This is a genomic window from Nocardia higoensis, assembly GCF_015477835.1.
GTDB classification, from domain to species: Bacteria; Actinomycetota; Actinomycetes; order Mycobacteriales; family Mycobacteriaceae; genus Nocardia; species Nocardia higoensis_A.
The window spans coordinates 257170-274401 of the sequence record NZ_JADLQN010000002.1; the positions used below are offsets into that span (position 1 = coordinate 257170).

The following is a 17232-nucleotide window of genomic DNA, read 5'->3' on the forward strand; positions in this document are numbered from 1 at the left end:
CATGGCGGGTACGAAGAATTCACAGAGCAGGCTGGACAGCCCGCTCGGCCTCAAACTGGCGGGCCTGGCGATGGTGCTCGGGTTGGTGGCCGTCGTCGCGGTCGCGCTGACCATGTTCGTCGGCGGTTTCACCACCACGGCCACGGTGCTGGTGCAGGCGCCCCGCAGCGGTCTGGTCCTCGATCCCGACGCCAAGGTGAAGGTGCGCGGCGTGGAGATCGGCACGGTGGCGCAGATCGATCACAACGGTGAGGACGCGACGCTGAAGCTGGCGCTGGATCCGGACAAGCTGAAGCTGGTGCCGGCCAACGCGACCGTCGACATCCGGTCCACCACGGTGTTCGGCGCCAAGTACGTCAACTTCCAGATCCCGGAGAATCCGTCGGCCGAAACGTTGCGGGCGGGCGCGACGGTGGTCGCCGACCACGTGACCGTCGAGTTCAACACGCTGTTCCAGCAGCTGTCCGACATCCTGACCGAACTCGAGCCGCAGAAGCTCAACGCGACGCTGGCCGCGCTCGGCCAAGCCCTGAACGGTCGCGGCGAGACACTGGGGCAGCTGATGGAAGACCTGGACGGGTACCTGCGCGAGATGAACCCGACGCTGCCCACCCTGCGCGAGGATCTGCGGGTGACCGCGCAGGTCGGCCACCTCTACGCCGACACCGCCCCTGATCTGCTGCGCATGGTGGACAATGCGGTCGTCACCAGTTCCGCGCTGGTCGACGAACAGGCGAGCCTCGACGACGTGCTGGCCAACCTGATCGGCCTGGCCGACACCACGGGCGCGGTGCTGCGGGAGAACGAGCAGAACCTGGGGACGGCGCTGGATCTGCTGCGCCCGACCACGCAACTGCTCGAGCAGTACGCGCCGGGCACGCAGTGCATGATCAACGCGGTGGCCGCGATGATGCCCCTCGGCGAGGCGGTGTTCGGCGGCCTGCAGCCCGGTGTCGCCATGAACACCAACTTCATGTTCGGCGCCGAGCCCTACTCCTATCCCGACGACCTGCCGAAGGTGAACGCCACCGGCGGTCCGCGCTGCGAGGGCCTGGTCGACCGGGTGCCCGGCAGCCATGTGAACTACGTCGTCACCGACACCAGTCAGGGCATGCCGTACGTGCCGTCCATGGAAACGAAATTCAACGGTCCCAAAGTGTTCCAGTTGCTGCTGGGAGGTCTTCCGGGGGTGAGCGCGCCGTGAAAAACACCGCGACCACGGTCAAACTGACCATCTTCACCCTGGTGATGGCGCTGATCTTCGCCGGCCTGGCCGTCGTGTTCAGTCAGATGCGCTTCGCCAGACAGGACGGCTACCACGCCGTGTTCACCAGCTCCTCGGGCATCCTGCCCGGCGACAAGGTGCGCATCGCGGGCGTGCCGGTCGGATCGATCAGTTCGGTGGAGGTGGACAGGTCCGACGCGAACGAGCCCGGCGGCGACTACCTGGCCCACGTCGAATTCGACATCGACCGCAAGTACCGGCTGCTCACCAGCACCCGTGCCCAGATCAAGTACGAGAACCTCGTCGGCGACCGCTATCTGGAACTGGTCGAGGGGCCGGGCAGCGCCGACGAGCTGCGCCCCGGTGGCACCATTCCCGTGCAGCAGACCGCGCCCGCGCTGGATCTGGACATGCTGCTCGGCGGATTCAAGCCGCTGCTGCGCGGCCTGGACCCCGGCCAGGTCAACGACCTCACCAATGCGTTGCTGCAGGTGTTCCAGGGCCAGGGCGGCACGCTGGTCTCCCTGCTCGACAGTGGCGGCTCCTTCGCCCGGACCCTCGGCGAGCGCGACGCGCTGATCGGCAGCGTCATCGACAACCTCAACACCGTGCTCGCCACCATCGACGAGCGCGACCAGCAGTTCGACACCACCCTGAACGAACTGCAGCGCCTGGTCAGCGGGCTGGCCGCGGACAGCGACCCGATCGCCTCGGCCATCCCCAGGATCGCCGGCGCCACCGGCGACCTCACCGATCTGCTCGCCCAGGCTCGGCCGGATCTGCGCGCCACCGTCGAACAGACCGATCGGCTGGCGGGCAATCTCAACGCCGGCGAAGACACCATGGAGTGGGTCATCCAGCAACTGCCCGAGACCTACCGCAAGCTGATCCGCATCGGTTCCTACGGCTCGTTCCTGGCCCTCTACGTCTGCGCCACGAACTTCCTGATCGACGGTCCCGACGGTAAACCGCTGCTGGTCAACATGCCCGGCGGTCAGGACACGGGAAGGTGTGCGGCGGAATGACAGACACCGGAAAGACAGACGCCGGAAAGACAGGGAACCGCTCGCCCGCCATCACCATCGGCATCGTCGGCGTCGTCGTCGCGGTCTGCGTGGCGCTGTCGGCACTGCAGTTCGACCGGCTGCCGTTCATCCGCTCCGGCGCGAGCTACACCGCCTTCTTCGCCGACGCGGGCGGACTGCTGCCCGGTGACCATGTGCAGGTCGCCGGGGTGCGGTCGGGCCGGGTCGACGGCGTGGAGCTGGCCGGGGACAAGGTGCTGGTGAGGTTCACCGTCGACGAGACGCTCGTGCTGGGGGACAGGACCTCCGCCGCGATCAAGACCAATACCGTGCTCGGGCGCAAGTCGCTCGAGGTGGTGCCCGACGGCGCGGGCGCGCTGCGTCGCGACGACACCATCCCGCTCGAGCGCACCACCTCGCCGTACTCGCTCAACGACGCGCTCGGCGAACTCGCCACCACCGTCGGGGGCCTGGACATGCAGAAGGTCGACGAGACCCTGGACGCGCTGTCGGTGACCTTCGCCGACACCCCCGCGCCGTTGCGCGGCGCCCTCGACGGCATCACCGAACTCTCGCGCACCATCAACACCCGCGACGAGGCGCTCTCGCAGCTGCTGGAACGGGCGCAGAGCGTCACGAAGATCCTCTCCGACCGCAGCCAGCAGATCAACGCGCTGCTCTTGGACGGCAACCAGCTGCTCGGTGAACTCGACGCCAGGCGCACCGCGCTCGGCCAGCTGATCGTCCACGTCAACGGGCTGGCTCAGGAACTGCGCGGACTCGTCGCCGACAACGAGGCGCAGCTCGCGCCCGCGTTGGACAAGCTCAATCAGGTGCTGGATGTGTTGCAGCGCAACCGCCAGGACATCAGCGAGGCGCTCGACGGGCTCGGCCCGTTCGCGGCGGCCCTCGGTGAACAGGTCGGCAACGGGCCGTGGTTCAACGCCTACGTCGTCAACGCGACCAGCGTCGGCCTGCAACCCCTCGTCGACGCGCTGGTGTGGCCGGAGCATCTGCCCGACGATCTGCGCAACTTCTTCTTGAACCCGCCGCCCTCGATCGAGCCGGCCGTGCAGGAGCCGCCACGATGACCACATCTGACACCGCCGACCGGACCTCCGGACTGCGCAGGCCGCCGCGCTGGGCGCTGCTGGTCGCCGCCGCGATCGTCGTCGCCCTCGTCGGGGCGCTGCTCTACATCGGCGTCACCCGGATCAGCACCATGCGGATCACCGCCTACTTCCCGTCCACCTCGGGCCTGTACAAGGGCGACGACGTGCGGGTGCTCGGCGTCCCGGTCGGCAAGGTCGATTCGGTCGAGCCCGGTGACGAGCAGGTGAAGGTGCGCATGACCGTCGACCGCGGCGTCGACATCCCCGCCGACGCTCGCGCCGTCATCGTCTCGCCCTCGCTGGTGACCGCCCGCTTCATCCAGCTCGCCCCGGCCTACACCGGCGGCGACAAGCTGGTCGACGGCGACGAGATCCCGATCGAGCGGACCGCCGTCCCGGTCGAATGGGACGACATCAAGACCGAACTGTCCGAGCTGGCGACCACGCTGGGGCCGGTCGGCGACGACGAGCAGGGCTCCTTCGGCCGCTTCGTCGAGACCACCGCGGACAACCTCGACGGCAACGGCGAACGGATGCGCGAAACGCTGCGCGCACTGTCGGCCACCTTGACCACGCTGTCGGACGGTCGCACCGACCTGTTCGGCACCATCCGCAATCTGCAGCAGTTCGTCGAGGTCATCTCGGCCAGCAATGAGCAGATCGTGCAGTTCGGCGGCAGGCTGGCCTCGGTCTCCTCGGTGCTGGCCGGCGTGTCCGACGACCTCGGGGCGGGTCTGGACAATCTGGATCTGGCCGTCGCCGACGTGCAGCGTTTCCTGGATTCCAGCGGCGCCGAACTCACCGACAGCACCCAGCGCCTGGCCGAGGTCACCCAGATCCTGGTGGACAAGCGCCCGGAGGTCGAACGAGTGCTGCACTCCGGCCCGACCGCGCTGGTGAACTTCTACCAGCTCTACAAGCCGGCCCAAGGGAGCTTCACCGGCGCCGTCGCGCTCAACAACACCGCCGACCCGCTGAGCTTCCTGTGCGGTTCGGTGCGCGCGCTCGAGGAGAACGACTCCGATCGCAGCGCCGACCTGTGCGCGACCCATCTGGCCCCGGTCATCGACTCGCTGGCGATGAACTACGCGCCGATCATGGTCAACCCGGCCACCGGCGTGCACGCCTTCCCGAACCAGCTCACCTTCAGTCCGCCGAGCCTGGCCGACGAGGTGCCCGAATCGGTGAAGAACCCGCGGGCCGCGCCCGCACCCGCGCCGGTCGTCGTGCCCAGCGGGCTGGCCGGACTGGCGATTCCCGGAGGTGGACGATGAGCCGCGCACGCCGCACGACCGCGGTGCTCGCGCTGGGGGTGAGCCTGGCACTGGCCACCACCGGCTGTGAATGGACCGGCCTGAACTCGCTGCCCATGCCGGGTGCGGAGGGCACGGGCGAGGGCGCCTACCAGGTGCAGATCCAGATGCCCAATGTCACCACGCTGACGCAGAACTCGCCGGTGCGCGTCGACGACGTCGATGTGGGCTCGGTGACCGACATCGTGGTGCAGGACTGGCACGCGCTGGTGACCGTCTCACTGAATCCGGAGGTGCGCCTGCCCGCCAACGCTGTCGCCCGGATCGGCCAGACCAGTCTGCTCGGCTCCAACCACGTCGAGCTGGCCGCACCCGAGGACGTCGCGCCGGAAGGACAGCTCGAGCCGGGCGATGTGATCCCGCTGGCCCGCGCAGGCGCCTACCCGACCACCGAGGAAGTGCTGTCCTCGCTGTCGGTGGTGCTCAATGGCGGCGGCATCGCGCAGCTCGAGACCATCACCACCGAACTGAACGCGGCCCTGACCGGCCGTGAGGACGCCATTCGCGACCTGATGCCGCAGCTGAACGAGCTGACCACCAATCTGCAGGCGCAGACCGGCGACATCATCGCCGCGATGGAAGGGCTCGACCGCTTCGGCGGGCAACTCGCCGATCAGCGGGTGGTGCTCGAGAACGCGCTCGACGGAATCCATCCGGCGCTGACTGTGCTGGCCGACCGCAGGGAGAACATCACCCGCGCGATCACCGCGCTGGGCGAGCTCAGTGATGTCACCCAGCGGGTCATCGACACCAGCGGGGAGAACCTGAAGGCCAACCTCGACGCGCTCTGGCCGACCCTGCAGCAGCTGGCCGACACCGGCGGCAATCTCGCCGAGTCGCTGAAGATCCTGCTGACGTTCCCGTTCCCGTTGAAGAACCTGGACAAGGCCATCAAGGGCGATTACCTGAACCTGTTCATGACCGTCGACATGACCGGCAAACGCCTGGACTCCAACTGGCTGTCGGGCACCCCGCTGGGTGGTCGCTTCGGCGGCGTGGAAGGCATTGTCGGCAGCTTCGCGCCGAGCACGGCCAGCGACGTCGGCAACCCGGCCACCGGTCCGCTCGCCGAACCCGCGCCGACGCCCTCGCCCACCCCGACCATTCCCGGACTGCCGCCGATCCCCGGTCTGCCCGCCATTCCCGGTCTGACCGTTCCGCTGGAAGGGGGACAGCCATGAAACTGACCCGGTTCGTCCGCACCCAGTTGGTGATCTTCTCGATCCTCACCGTGGTCGGCCTGACCGTCATGGCGGGCACCTATGTGCAACTGCCCGCCATGTTCGGCATCGGCCGCTACCAGGTGACCGTGCAGCTGGCCGCCACCGGTGGGCTCTACGAGCACGCCAATGTCACCTATCGCGGCACCAATGTGGGGCGGGTGAAGGAGGTTCGGCTCACCACCGAGGGCGTGGAAGCCGAACTGTCCATCGACAGCGACTACCCGATCCCCGCCGACGTGGACGCCTGGGTGCGCAGTGTCTCGGCGATCGGCGAGCAGTACGTCGATCTGATCCCGCCGGACCCGTCGACCGGCGGCGAGTTGGGAGACGGCGCGGTCATCCCCGTCGAGCGCACCCAGCTGCCCCAGGACGTCGGCGCGCTGCTCGACCAGACCGAGCGGCTGCTGGCCAGCGTGCAGGACACCCGGCTGCGCCAGGTGATCGACGAGGCGTTCAAGGCGTTCAACGGCGCGGGCCCGGATCTGCAGCGCTTCATCGACTCGGCCGCACTGCTGGTGCAGGAGGCCCAGGACAGTACCGAGCCGACCAAGAAGCTGATCGAGCAGATCGGCCCGCTGCTGGACACCCAGGTCCGTTCCGAGGACGCCATCCGATCCTGGACCGCCGACCTGGCCACCCTCACCGACCAACTGCGTGCCCACGACCCCTCCCTGCGCAGCCTGCTCCAGGACAGCCCCGCCGCGATGGCGCGGGTGACCCAGCAGTTCAACGAGCTGCAACCCACGCTGCCGATCCTGCTGTCCAATCTGGTCAGCGTCGGACAGGTGTCCTCGATCTACCACCCGGGCATCGAACAGATACTGGTGGTGTATCCGCCGCTGATCGCCTCCCTCATCACCGCGATCCGCGGCCCGCTGGAATACGGCGTCATGGTCGACTTCATGACGACCGTGCACGACCCGCCCGCGTGCACCACCGGCTTCCTGCCCGCGGACCAGCGGCGCTCGCCGAGTGAGACCGACTACATCCCCACCCCGCCCGGCCTGTACTGCAAGCTCCCGCAGGACTCGCCGATCGAGGTGCGCGGCATCCGCAACACCCCGTGCATGGAGTACCCGGGCAGGCGCGCGCCCACCCCCGAACTGTGCCGCACGGGATACGTCCCGCTGGGCGACGAACCGGCGTACGGCCCGGTGAATCCGGTCCCCCCGGCCGCGGGCTCCGGCGAGGATCCCGGCACCACCGCCCCCGCCTCGTACCAGGCGCCCGCGGCGGGGCGGTCCTACGATCCGTCCACAGGTGTCTACATCGGCACCGACGGCCGCACCTATCGGCAAGGAGATGTCGCCCCCGGCGGTTCGGGGACGGTACCGTCGAGCTGGCAGGCGATGCTCGAGGAGCAGCAACGATGAGTGATATCAACGACGATTCACGACGTACCCGCCGCCGGGCGGTCCGCACCGCGGGCCCACCGGTGGAGGATGCCGGTGCGGCCGATACCGGTGCGTCGGCGACCGCGAAGACGACCGCGGGGGCCTCGAAGTCGGCGACTCGGTCCGCTGCCGGGCAGCGGGCGGCCGTCGGCGCCGAAGCGAAGCCGAAGACGCCGGCCGCGGCGAAGAAGTCCGACGAACAGATAGCCGACGCCGAGTCCGCCACGGTGGTGCTGTCGAAGTCGGCGGACGCGGACCCGTCCGCCGACGAGGACGTGTCCGGCGAAGCGGCCACGGTCGTGTCGTCGAAGTCGGCGGAGGAGTCCGTCGCCGGGGACGTGCCCGCCCGCTCCACCGGTTTCGGTACGCGCGGCATCGTGCTCGTCGCGGCCGCCGCGGTACTGATCGCCGCGCTGGTGGCCGGCGCGGTGGTCTCGGTGTTCGCCGTCCGCTCCATCGACCGCCAGGCCGACCGGCGCACCGAATACGTGCAGACCGCCGAGCAGGCGATCCTGAACCTCACCACCATCAACGCCGACACGGCCGCGGAGGACATCGACCGCATCCTGTCGCTGGCGTCGGGCAAGTTCAAGACCGAGTTCGACGGTCGGGTCGATCCGTTCCTCACCATCGTGCAGCAGGCCGAGGTCCGTGCCACCGGTGAGATCGTCGAGGCCGCCCTGGAGAGCGACGAGGAGAATTCGGCGAAGGTGCTCGTCGCTGCCAAGCAGAGCCTCACCAACGCGGGCCAGGAGGGGCCGCAGACGCGGTACTACCGCTTCCGGGTGACGGTATCCGAATCCGACTCCGGCCTGACGGCCTCGAATGTGGAGTTCGTGCCATGAAATTCACCCCAGGAGTGATCGCGGCGTTCCTCGCGGGCGTGCTCGCCCTGTCCGCGCTGCTGGTCATGGGTTTCGGCGGCTACCGCTACTGGAGTGCCGACCAGGACGACAAGGCCCGTGAGCAGGCGCTGGCGGCGGCCACCACGACCGTGCCCGCCATGTTCAGCTACGAATACACCACTGTCGACACCGAACTGCCGAAGACGGCCGACCTGCTCTCGCCCGCCTTCCGCGAGGACTATCTGGCGCTGATCACCAGCGCCATCGCGCCCGGCGCCAAGGAGAAGCAGCTCAGCGTCATGGCCACCGCGCAGGCGGGTGGCATCGTCGACGCCGATCGCGAACACGCCGTGGTAATGCTGTTCCTCAACCAGGTGACCACCAGCAAGGACAGCCCGGAGGGCACCACCACCGGCAGCAGACTGCGCGTCGAACTGGACAAGGACGGCGACCGCTGGCTGGTCGACGCCGTCACCCCCATCTGAATCCCGTTCCCGGTCGCGACGGGCGGACGCGCGTGCCCGATCGAAACGCACGCACCGGGACGCCGGTCGATGTCGTCGGCCCGGCTGGGTGACGCGTCGAACCCGTCTCACAGTTCGAGCCCGGCGCGGCGATGCGACCGGTCCGGATCAGGTCGCACGCGGTAGGCACACCGCGAAACAGGTGCCCTCACCTGGCGCGCTGCGTACCGTGACGCGCCCGCCGTGCGCGGCGACCAGCGCCTGCACGATCGACAGGCCCAGCCCGGAGCCGCCGCTGGCCCGGGTGCGCGAGACATCGGTGCGATAGAACCGCTCGAACACCCGCTCGGCTTCCTCCGGCGCCAGTCCGGGGCCGGTGTCGACGACGTCGACGGTCACCTCGTGCGCACCGGGCGTCAGCCGCACAGTCACCTCCGCCTCGACCGGTGTATGGGTGAGGGCATTGGTCAGCAGGTTGGCCAGCACCTGCCGCAACCGATCGGCGTCGCCGCTGACCTCGAGCGTCCCCGGCCCCGGCTCGACCTCCAGCTCGATCCTCCTGCGCGGGCCCTCCGGGTCGGCGGCCGCGGCCACCGCGCGGGCATTGTGCACCGCCTCGCCCGCCACGGTCAGCAGATCCACCGTGCCCAGCCGCAGCGGGCGCTGCGCGTCCAGCCGAGCCAGCATGAGCAGGTCCTCGACCAGCAGACCCATCCGGCGGGCCTCGTGCTCGATGCGGTCGACGACCATCGCCGGGTCGTCCGTCGCGCCCTGCCGGTACAACTCGGCGAACCCGCGAATGGTGGTCAGCGGGGTCCGTAGTTCGTGGCTGGCGTCGGCGACGAACCGGCGCATCTTCGCCTCGGATTCGCGAGCGGCCGCCTCCGAAGCCTCGGTCGCGGCGAACGCCGACTGGATCTGCGCCAGCATTCCGTTGAGCGACTGGGACAATCGGTCCACCTCGGTGTTGGTGCCGCGCACCGGCACCCGCCGGAACAGATCACCCCGCGCGATGGCCGCCGCGATGTTCTCCACTCGCCGCAACGGTCGCAGGCTGCGCCTGATCACGAAATACGCGGCCAGCGCCAGCACGGCGAGCACGGCCAGCCCGACGATCGATTGCAGCGCCACCAGCCGGGCCACGGTGTCCTCGTTCTGCGTCAGCGGCACCGCGATGGTGGTCGTCTCGCCGGCCACTGTCACTCTCAGTGCGCGCCAATGGACTTCGCCGCCGCCCAGGGAGGGCACCGTCACCGGCTGGGCCGAGGGAACGCTCGACAGGTCAGGTGCGGCGTCCACGTCGTAGGGCCGCAGCACGAAAAGGTCTGTGCCGGGACCGGAGTCGATGACGATGTAGAACGAGCTCGGGGGAGTGCGCGGGTCCGCGGGCGGTGGCGGGGTGGCCGGGCGAGGTCGCGGCCGAGGTGAGACCGCATCGCGCAACTGTTGATCGGTGCGGCTGAGCAGCGATTTCTCCAGCGCGGAGGTGACCACCGTGCCCGACACCACCAGGCCCAGCCCGGCCGAGACGACCAGCGCCAGTACCAAAGTCACCCGCAGCGGGATGGCGCTCAGCCGGGCCCCGACGTACTCGCGGGCCCGGCGCAGCGGCCCCAGCGGGGCCGGAGCGGGGCGCGTGGATCCCGATCGCGCGGCGATCACCGGTTCGGCGCCCGCAGCACGTAACCCACGCCGCGAAGGGTGTGGATGAGGCGCTGCTCGCCGGTGTCGACCTTCTTGCGCAGATACGACACGTAGGTCTCCACCACCCCGACCTCGCCACCGAAGTCGTAGCGCCACACGTGATCCAGGATCCGCGGCTTGCTCAGCACGGTGCCCGCGTTGACCATGAAGTAGCGCAACAGCGTGAACTCGGTGGGTGAGAGCGCCACCGGCTCACCCGCCTTCCACACCTCGTGGGTGTCGTCGTCGAGTTCGATGTCGGCGAAGGTGATCCGCGAACTCGCCCGCACCGGCTCGCCGTGCCCGGCCCGGCGCAACACCACCCGCAGCCGGGCCACCACCTCTTCGAGGCTGAACGGCTTGGTGATGTAGTCGTCGGCGCCCAGCGTCAGGCCCGCGACCTTGTCCTGCACGTCGTCGCGCGCGGTCAGGAACAGCACCGGGGCGTCGATGCCGTCGGCGCGCAGCCGGGGCAGCAGGCCGAAGCCGTCGATGCCGGGCATCATCACGTCCACGATCAACGCGTCGGGCCGGAACACGCGGGCCCGATCGAGCGCCTGCGCGCCGTCGACCGCCGTCTGGACCTCGAAGCCCTGGAACCGCAGGCTCACCGAGAGCAGTTCGACGATCATCGGCTCGTCGTCGACCACCAGGACGCGGGCCTCGGGACGCCGCACCGCGGGCGCATCACTCATACGCTCATGATGCGCCCGCGGGCTGGGACCTCGCTGGAGGGTTCCTGTGAAGTCGCTGTGCGGCCGCTCGCGCGTCCCGCGGTGTCCGCCAGGGCGGTCAGCGCGAGAACTCGTCCTCGTCGGAGAACTCCTCGGGCGGGGCGATCAGCGCGCTGCCCGCCACCTGGTCGCGAGCCAGCGCCTCGAGGAACGCCCTGGCCCAGCGGTCGACGTCATGGGCGAGTACCTGCCTGCGCAGCCCGCGCATCTTGCGACGCTTGGTCTCCCTGTCGTCCTCGAGCGCGGCGACGATGGCGTCCTTCACGCTGTCCAGATCGTGCGGGTTGCACAGGTAGGCCTGGCGCAGCTCGGCCGCCGCGCCGGTGAACTCGCTGAGCACCAGCGCGCCGTTGAGACCGCTGTGGCAGGCCACGTACTCCTTGGCGACCAGGTTCATGCCGTCGCGCAACGGCGTCACGAGCATGACGTCGGCGGCGACGAAGAAGGCGATCAGCTCGTCGCGGGGGATCGGCCGGTGCAGATAGTGCACCACCGGGTAGCCGACGCGGGCGAACTCGCCGTTGATCCGGCCCACCTGGCGCTCGATGTCGCCGCGCATCTGCTTGTAGCTCTCGACGCGTTCCCGGCTGGGAGTCGCCAGCTGCAGCATCACCGTCTCGGCCGGATCGAACCGGTTCTCGCGCAGCAGCTCCTCGAGCGCGTTCAACCGGATGTCGATGCCCTTGGTGTAGTCCAGGCGGTCGACCCCGAGCAGGATGTTCTTCGGATTGCCCAGCTCGGCGCGGATCTTGGCGGCCCGCTCCTTGATCGAGCGCCTGCGCGAATGCTCGTCCAGTTCGGCCGAGGCGATCGAGATCGGGAACGCGCCCACCCGCACGGTGCGGAAACCGACCTGCACGACGCCCAGCTTGGAACGGACCCCGACCGAGCCGCGGGAGGTCGGCTGCCCGGCCAGCCTACGCGCCAGGTAGAGGAAATTCTGCGCGCCGCCGGGCAGGTGGAAGCCGATCAGATCCGCGCCGAGCAGGCCCTCGATGATCTCGGTGCGCCACGGCATCTGCATGAACAGTTCGACCGGCGGGAACGGGATGTGCAGGAAGAACCCGATGGTCAGGTCCGGGCGCAGCATGCGCAGCATCTTCGGCACCAGCTGCAGCTGGTAATCCTGCACCCAGACCGTCGCGCCCTGGGCGGCCACCTTCGCCGTCGCCTCCGCGAAACGGCGGTTGACCTGCACATACGCCGCCCACCAGGCGCGGTCGTAGGTGGGCCGGACGATCACGTCGTGATACAGCGGCCACAGCGTGCCGTTGGAGAAACCTTCGTAGTAGTCGGCCACCTCCCCCGCCGACAGCGGCACCGGATGCAGTTCCAGGCCGTCTTCGATGATCGGGTCGACATCGATATCGGGCACACCTGCCCAGCCGACCCAGGCGCCCTTGTTGTTGCGCAGCACCGGCTCGAGCGCGGTCACCAGACCGCCGGGGCTGCGTTTCCACCGGGTCGTGCCGTCGGGCAGACGTTCCAGGTCGACGGGCAGCCGGTTGGCCACCACGACGAAATCGGAGCCCGCTTCCCGCGGCCGGTCGATGGCCGAACCGGAACCCGCGTCATGCGGCCCGTCGTCGGACCGCACCGCGCCGGATTCCGGTTCGGGTTGGGAGTGCTGGGAGTTCTCGGACGGCTGATCGGTCATCTGGTCCACTCACGCATCCTTGTTCTGTTCTCACGTAGCGGCGGCAGCCCCTCGCTCACGCCGCGATCACGCCGGTCCGAGTGTTTGTCCCCGCTCGGCGCCAGGTGATCTACTCGGCGCGGCTGTTCGGCCCGATGCCGAGCATCGACAGCAGCATCCGGCATTCGTCGGCGTCGGCGGCGTAGGCCGCCACGACCCGCTGCGCCTGCCGCGCCGTCTCGTCGGTCAGTGGCTCCAGCTCGTCGTCCGCGATATCGTTCGCGCTGCTCTTCGCGGCCATTTGTCGTGTCCTCCCGATTCGTTACGCTCGAGCGTTTCGAAGTGTCCATGGTAGGCGACAGGGGTACGGCCTATACCGTGGGTGCGCTGCATCATCTGACGAAAGGGTGGACCATGCCGCTGGCCACGGTGAACGGAATACCGTTGAACTACCAGGTCAAAGGAGACCGTGCGAAGGGCACCGAGGCGAAGGGGTCGGCGCCGCTGATCCTGCTGATCATGGGCACCGGCAGCCCGGGCCGGGTCTGGGAACTGCACCAGGTGCCCGCGCTGCTGGCCGCGGGTTTCCGCGTCTGCACCTTCGACAACCGCGGTATCGCTCCCTCCGACGAATCGGCGGCCGGGATCACCATCGAGGATCTCGTCGCCGACACCGCCGGTCTGATCGAACTTCTCGACGAGGGGCCGGCCCTGGTCGCGGGTACCTCGATGGGCGCGCGGGTGGCCCAGGAACTGGCGCTGGCCCGTCCCGATCTGGTCCGCAAGGCCGTCTTCATGGCCGGGCACGCCCGCCTCGACCAGTTCCAGAAGACCCTGTCGCTGGGCGAACACGAACTCGATGCCGCCGGGGTGAAGCTGCCGCCGAAATACGAGGCCGCGGTCACCGCCGTCATGAATCTCTCGCCGGCCACCCTGGCCGACGTCAGTGCCGCCCGCGACTGGCTGGACCTGTTCGAATTCACCGGCGGTCCGGTCACCCCCGGCATCCGCGCCCAGCGGCGAATGGATCACGATTTCGACCGTGTGCAGGCGTACAAGGCGATCGAGGTGCCCTGCCTGGCGGTCGGGTTCGCCGACGACCGGATGATCCCGGCCTACCTGACCAGGGAAGTCGCCGACGTCATCCCGGGCGCCCGCTACCAGGAAGTACCCGATGCCGGTCACTTCGGTTATCTCGAGCGCCCGGAGACGGTGAACAAGATCCTGCTCGACTTCTTCACCGAATGAACCCGAGCCGACCGCGTCCGGGGACGTGCGGCCGGTCGGCACCCGAGGTAATGGCCTTCCCGTAACGTGTCCCTTGCTAGGGTCGACACAACGCTCGGGTAGTCATCCGGTGCGTGGCTCGTCGTGGCACGGGCCACCGCAACGGAGGGGTCCAAGAGCCTAATCCCGTACAAGCGCCAGTATCCAGTGAGGTGAAATTGAGCACCAACCCCTTCGACGACGAGGACGGCCGCTTCTTCGTCCTGGTCAACGACGAGGAACAGCACTCCCTGTGGCCTGCCTTCGCCGAGGTCCCGGCCGGGTGGCGAGTCGTGTTCGGCGAGGACAGCCGCGCCGCCTGCGTGGAGTACGTCGAGAAGAACTGGACCGACATGCGTCCCAAGAGCCTGCGCGACGCGATGGCCGCCGACGACGCGGCCAGGCAGGGCAGCCAGTCCTGACCCTGCGGTAGCCGATACTGCGCCGGGAGTCTCTCGCTCGACCGTCGCCGCACGTCACCGATATCCGGTGACGCGCGGCGACGGAGCGCGGCTATGATGACCGTCGTCGTCGGATTCCGCGTAGCCGGACTCCGATCTTCGCCTCCTTAGCTCAGTGGTAGAGCACTCGCCTTGTAAGCGAAAGGTCGTCAGTTCAATCCTGACAGGGGGCTCTTCGCCCGGAACGGCTCCGACCAGTGCGGAGCCGCACTCGCACATCCACCACCCGTATGCCGGGCTTCGGCGTGTACCGGTCAAGGGAAATCGGACGGACACAGCGGCTGATCGGCACGTCGCAGTGCAAGGACGCCGCTGTTCTGGAAGTCGGTGCACCTCATGCCCGTTCGCGCGGCCGCGAGCGGGGCAGGCCCTCGGCCGGATCCGAGGGTTCCGGGACACTCGGACCACGCGGTCGGGAGCGGACGACTCTGTCGGATGGCCGTCTCGACGGGGGCGTCGAGGTCGGGCGGCCCCAGACGCAGACGATCCCGTCGACGCCGCGTTGGCGGCGGTGACGGGGTCGGCAGGGACGGGAACGGCTCTCGTCGGCTCACTCGGGGACGTTGGCTCCGTGACCGAGGTCGCGCAGGGCCTGCTTGATCTTGGCCTGGGCTTCGTCCAGGGAGGCGGGGGCGGGGTTCGGGTCGGCGCGGGAGATGTCGAAGTCGCCCATGTCGTAGGCGGGGAAGACGTGGACGTGCAGATGGGGGACCTCGAGGCCGGCGATCAGCAGGCCGGCCCGCGGGGCGTCGAAGGCGGTGCGCACGGCCTGACCGACGTTCTGGGCGACGGCGGTGAGCCGGGCGAACACCGCCGGGTCGATGTCCTGCCACTGATCGATCTCGGCGCGCGGCACGACGAGGGTGTGGCCCTGGGTGACGGGGGCGATCGTCAGGAAGGCGACGAATTCGTCGTCTTCCCATACGAATCGACCGGGGAGCTGACCTGCGATGATCGCGCTGAAGACAGAAGCCATGCCCCGCAGAGTAGTAGTCAGCGGGCGACGAAATGCGACAGGATGCCCTGCACCTCGTAGATGTCGACCTGCCGGTTGAAGCGTTTCTGGATGGGGACGTCGCTGCCGGAGAGCCAGATGAGCAGTTCCGCGTCGAGGTCGAAGGTGCCCGCGGTCTCCACGGCGAAGTGGGTGATGGCCCGGTAGGGGACGCTGTGGTAATTGACCTTGCGGCCGGTGAGCCCCTGCTTGTCGATGATGATCAGGCGGCGGTCGGTGAACAGCAGGGCGTCGCGTACCAGGATGTAGGCGGTGTAGACCTGTTCGCCGTTGCCGAGCAGCTTGGCGTACTCCTGCTGGGCCGCGGCCGGGTCGATCCGGCCCGCATTGCCCATCAATCCATCCATCAGACCCATCGTTCGCCCCTGTCCCCGTCGGCGGCTCCGACCAGGTGCGCGGAGCCCGTATCTCCACTATGCCCGTATCGCGGCGTGCTACACGTCAAGCACGACAAGCGATTTCGCACGAGACCGGCAAACGGTGGGTGAACAGCAGCCGACCGGTCCTCCGGTGCGCACAGTGGCCCCGGGCCGGTCCCCTAAGCTGTTGCGGTGCGCGTACTCGTCATCGGAGCCGGAGCCCGTGAACATGCCCTCGTCCTGGCGCTGCGCCGGGACCCCGCCGTCACCGCGTTGATCGCGGCGCCGGGGAACGCCGGGATCGCCCAGCACGCCGACGTGCGTCCCGTCGACGCCTCCTCGGCCGAGGCGGTCGTCGCGTTGGCGAAGGATGTGCGGGCCGACCTGGTCGTGATCGGGCCGGAGGTGCCGCTGGTGCTCGGCGTCGCCGACGCGGTGCGCGCGGCGGGCATCGCCTGCTTCGGGCCCTCGGCCGCCGCGGCGCGGATCGAGGGCTCCAAAGCGTTCGCCAAGGACGTGATGGCCGCGGCGGGTGTGCGCACCGCGCACAGCGAAGTGGTCGACACCCCCGCCGAGCTGGACGACGCGCTGGACCGGTTCGGCCCCACCTGGGTGGTCAAGGACGACGGTTTGGCCGCGGGCAAGGGTGTCGTGGTGACCGCTGATCGCTCCGCGGCCCGCGATCACGCCGCCGAGCTGCTCGAGCAGGGGCATCCGGTGCTGCTGGAGTCCTTCCTCGACGGGCCGGAGGTATCACTGTTCTGCCTGGTGGACGGGGAGAACGTGGTGCCGCTGCTGCCCGCGCAGGATCACAAGCGCGTCGGTGACGGCGACACCGGTCCCAACACCGGCGGCATGGGCGCCTACACGCCGCTGCCGTGGCTGCCCGTCGAGACCGTCACCGAGATCGTCGAGGATGTGGTGAAGCCGGTGGCCGCCGAGATGGTGCGCCGCGGCTGCCCGTTCTCCGGATTGCTCTATGCCGGTCTGGCGATCGGCGCGGCGGGCCCCGCGGTCGTCGAATTCAATTGCCGCTTCGGCGATCCCGAGACCCAGGCGGTGCTGGCGCTGCTGGAGAGCCCGCTCGGCGAACTGCTGAACGCCACCGCCACCGGCACCCTCGGTGAGGTCGAGGCGCCGCGCTGGAAGGACGGGGCGGCGATCACGGTCGTGCTGGCCGCCGAGAACTACCCGGGCCGGCCACGGCTGGGCGATGTGATCACCGGCGCCGGTGACGCCGCGTCCGACGAGACGACCGCCGTACTGCACGCGGGGACGAACACCAGGGACGACGGTGCGCTGGTGTCCGCGGGCGGGCGGGTGCTCAGCATCGTCGGGGTGGGCGCGGATCTGGCGCAGGCCCGCGAGCGCGCCTACGCGCGGATGGCCTCGATCAAACTGCCCGGCGGCCACTTCCGCACCGATATCGGTCTGGCCGCCGTCGAGTCGCGCATCACCATCTGAGTTCACCGGGACC

Annotated in this window: 17 protein-coding genes and 1 tRNA gene; 12 read left to right on the forward strand and 6 right to left on the reverse strand. The window is 69.1% G+C overall.

The features are described from left to right. Nucleotide 1 precedes the first annotated feature (1 nt). Genes IU449_RS15355 through IU449_RS15390 form a run of 8 tightly spaced genes read left to right on the forward strand, consistent with a single transcriptional unit; the run spans nt 2 to nt 8622 of the window. A complete protein-coding gene (locus tag IU449_RS15355) occupies nt 2–1204 on the forward strand; it encodes an MCE family protein (RefSeq protein WP_195002787.1) in 1203 nt (400 codons plus the stop codon). Continuing rightward, entirely contained in the window at nt 1201–2250 is a 1050-nt protein-coding gene (locus IU449_RS15360) for an MCE family protein (protein ID WP_195002788.1), read from the forward strand. Before IU449_RS15355 ends, IU449_RS15360 begins: the two co-directional genes overlap by 4 nt. Continuing rightward, entirely contained in the window at nt 2247–3341 is a 1095-nt protein-coding gene (locus tag IU449_RS15365) for an MCE family protein (protein ID WP_195002789.1), read from the forward strand. The genes IU449_RS15360 and IU449_RS15365 overlap by 4 nt, the downstream gene beginning before the upstream one ends. Continuing rightward, the gene (locus IU449_RS15370) at nt 3338–4636 is read left to right on the forward strand and encodes an MCE family protein (protein ID WP_195002790.1); all 1299 of its coding nucleotides are present in this window, start codon (nt 3338–3340) and stop codon (nt 4634–4636) included. The genes IU449_RS15365 and IU449_RS15370 overlap by 4 nt, the downstream gene beginning before the upstream one ends. Further along, complete coding sequence (locus IU449_RS15375) at nt 4633–5856, forward strand: MCE family protein (protein ID WP_195002791.1); 1224 nt, start codon at nt 4633–4635, stop codon at nt 5854–5856. Before IU449_RS15370 ends, IU449_RS15375 begins: the two co-directional genes overlap by 4 nt. Next, on the forward strand, nt 5853–7271 hold the full coding sequence (locus tag IU449_RS15380) for an MCE family protein (protein WP_195002792.1): 1419 nt from the start codon (nt 5853–5855) through the stop codon (nt 7269–7271). The genes IU449_RS15375 and IU449_RS15380 overlap by 4 nt, the downstream gene beginning before the upstream one ends. Continuing rightward, nucleotides 7268–8137, forward strand: coding sequence for a hypothetical protein (locus tag IU449_RS15385; protein ID WP_195002793.1), 870 nt, complete (start codon nt 7268–7270; stop codon nt 8135–8137). The genes IU449_RS15380 and IU449_RS15385 overlap by 4 nt, the downstream gene beginning before the upstream one ends. Further along, the gene (locus IU449_RS15390; RefSeq protein ID WP_195002794.1) at nt 8134–8622 is read left to right on the forward strand and encodes a h domain protein; all 489 of its coding nucleotides are present in this window, start codon (nt 8134–8136) and stop codon (nt 8620–8622) included. Before IU449_RS15385 ends, IU449_RS15390 begins: the two co-directional genes overlap by 4 nt. 147 nt (nt 8623–8769) lie before the next feature. On the opposite strand, the gene IU449_RS15395 is transcribed toward IU449_RS15390, so the two are convergent. The 4 genes from IU449_RS15395 to IU449_RS15410 all read right to left on the reverse strand — a co-directional run bounded on the left by IU449_RS15395 (nt 8770) and on the right by IU449_RS15410 (nt 12955). After that, complete coding sequence (locus IU449_RS15395; protein ID WP_195003220.1) at nt 8770–10167, reverse strand: sensor histidine kinase; 1398 nt, start codon at nt 10165–10167, stop codon at nt 8770–8772. A 92-nt stretch (nt 10168–10259) separates the two neighbouring features. Beyond that, complete coding sequence (locus IU449_RS15400; protein WP_195002795.1) at nt 10260–10979, reverse strand: response regulator transcription factor; 720 nt, start codon at nt 10977–10979, stop codon at nt 10260–10262. 97 nt (nt 10980–11076) lie between these two features. After that, entirely contained in the window at nt 11077–12675 is a 1599-nt protein-coding gene (locus IU449_RS15405) for a trehalose-6-phosphate synthase (RefSeq protein ID WP_228804927.1), read from the reverse strand. Nucleotides 12676–12784: 109 nt separating this feature from the next. Further along, nucleotides 12785–12955 carry a hypothetical protein gene (locus IU449_RS15410; protein WP_195002796.1) on the reverse strand — a complete coding sequence of 57 codons (171 nt, stop codon included), beginning with the start codon at nt 12953–12955 and terminating at the stop codon, nt 12785–12787. Nucleotides 12956–13068: 113 nt separating this feature from the next. Between IU449_RS15410 and IU449_RS15415 the strand changes: the two genes are divergently transcribed. The 3 genes from IU449_RS15415 (at nt 13069) to IU449_RS15425 (ending at nt 14554) form a co-directional block, all read left to right on the forward strand. Next, nucleotides 13069–13902, forward strand: coding sequence for an alpha/beta fold hydrolase (locus IU449_RS15415; protein WP_195003222.1), 834 nt, complete (start codon nt 13069–13071; stop codon nt 13900–13902). A gap of 197 nt (nt 13903–14099) precedes the next feature. After that, nucleotides 14100–14342 (forward strand): MbtH family protein, encoded by a 243-nt coding sequence (locus tag IU449_RS15420; RefSeq protein ID WP_040794323.1) that lies wholly within the window; start codon nt 14100–14102, stop codon nt 14340–14342. 140 nt (nt 14343–14482) lie between these two features. Beyond that, nucleotides 14483–14554 (forward strand) — tRNA-Thr (locus IU449_RS15425). 377 nt (nt 14555–14931) lie between these two features. Here the strand turns inward: IU449_RS15425 and IU449_RS15430 are convergent. Continuing rightward, entirely contained in the window at nt 14932–15357 is a 426-nt protein-coding gene (locus IU449_RS15430) for an HIT family protein (protein WP_195002797.1), read from the reverse strand. A gap of 17 nt (nt 15358–15374) precedes the next feature. Continuing rightward, on the reverse strand, nt 15375–15752 hold the full coding sequence (locus IU449_RS15435) for a PH domain-containing protein (RefSeq protein ID WP_195002798.1): 378 nt from the start codon (nt 15750–15752) through the stop codon (nt 15375–15377). 195 nt (nt 15753–15947) lie between these two features. On the opposite strand from IU449_RS15435, the gene purD reads away from it, so the two are divergent. Continuing rightward, complete coding sequence (gene purD, locus IU449_RS15440) at nt 15948–17219, forward strand: phosphoribosylamine--glycine ligase (protein WP_195002799.1); 1272 nt, start codon at nt 15948–15950, stop codon at nt 17217–17219. Nucleotides 17220–17232 lie beyond the last annotated feature (13 nt).

Coding starts and splice junctions, on each gene's coding strand:
- IU449_RS15390 (WP_195002794.1), top strand. CDS start 8,134: ATGAAATTCACCCCAGGAGTGATCGCGGCGTTCCTCGCGGGCGTGCTC.
- IU449_RS15430 (WP_195002797.1), bottom strand. CDS start 15,357: ATGGCTTCTGTCTTCAGCGCGATCATCGCAGGTCAGCTCCCCGGTCGA.
- IU449_RS15400 (WP_195002795.1), bottom strand. CDS start 10,979: ATGAGTGATGCGCCCGCGGTGCGGCGTCCCGAGGCCCGCGTCCTGGTG.
- IU449_RS15370 (WP_195002790.1), top strand. CDS start 3,338: ATGACCACATCTGACACCGCCGACCGGACCTCCGGACTGCGCAGGCCG.
- IU449_RS15415 (WP_195003222.1), top strand. CDS start 13,069: ATGCCGCTGGCCACGGTGAACGGAATACCGTTGAACTACCAGGTCAAA.
- IU449_RS15435 (WP_195002798.1), bottom strand. CDS start 15,752: ATGGGTCTGATGGATGGATTGATGGGCAATGCGGGCCGGATCGACCCG.
- IU449_RS15380 (WP_195002792.1), top strand. CDS start 5,853: ATGAAACTGACCCGGTTCGTCCGCACCCAGTTGGTGATCTTCTCGATC.
- IU449_RS15355 (WP_195002787.1), top strand. CDS start 2: ATGGCGGGTACGAAGAATTCACAGAGCAGGCTGGACAGCCCGCTCGGC.
- IU449_RS15375 (WP_195002791.1), top strand. CDS start 4,633: ATGAGCCGCGCACGCCGCACGACCGCGGTGCTCGCGCTGGGGGTGAGC.
- IU449_RS15405 (WP_228804927.1), bottom strand. CDS start 12,675: ATGACCGATCAGCCGTCCGAGAACTCCCAGCACTCCCAACCCGAACCG.
- IU449_RS15410 (WP_195002796.1), bottom strand. CDS start 12,955: ATGGCCGCGAAGAGCAGCGCGAACGATATCGCGGACGACGAGCTGGAG.
- IU449_RS15365 (WP_195002789.1), top strand. CDS start 2,247: ATGACAGACACCGGAAAGACAGACGCCGGAAAGACAGGGAACCGCTCG.
- IU449_RS15385 (WP_195002793.1), top strand. CDS start 7,268: ATGAGTGATATCAACGACGATTCACGACGTACCCGCCGCCGGGCGGTC.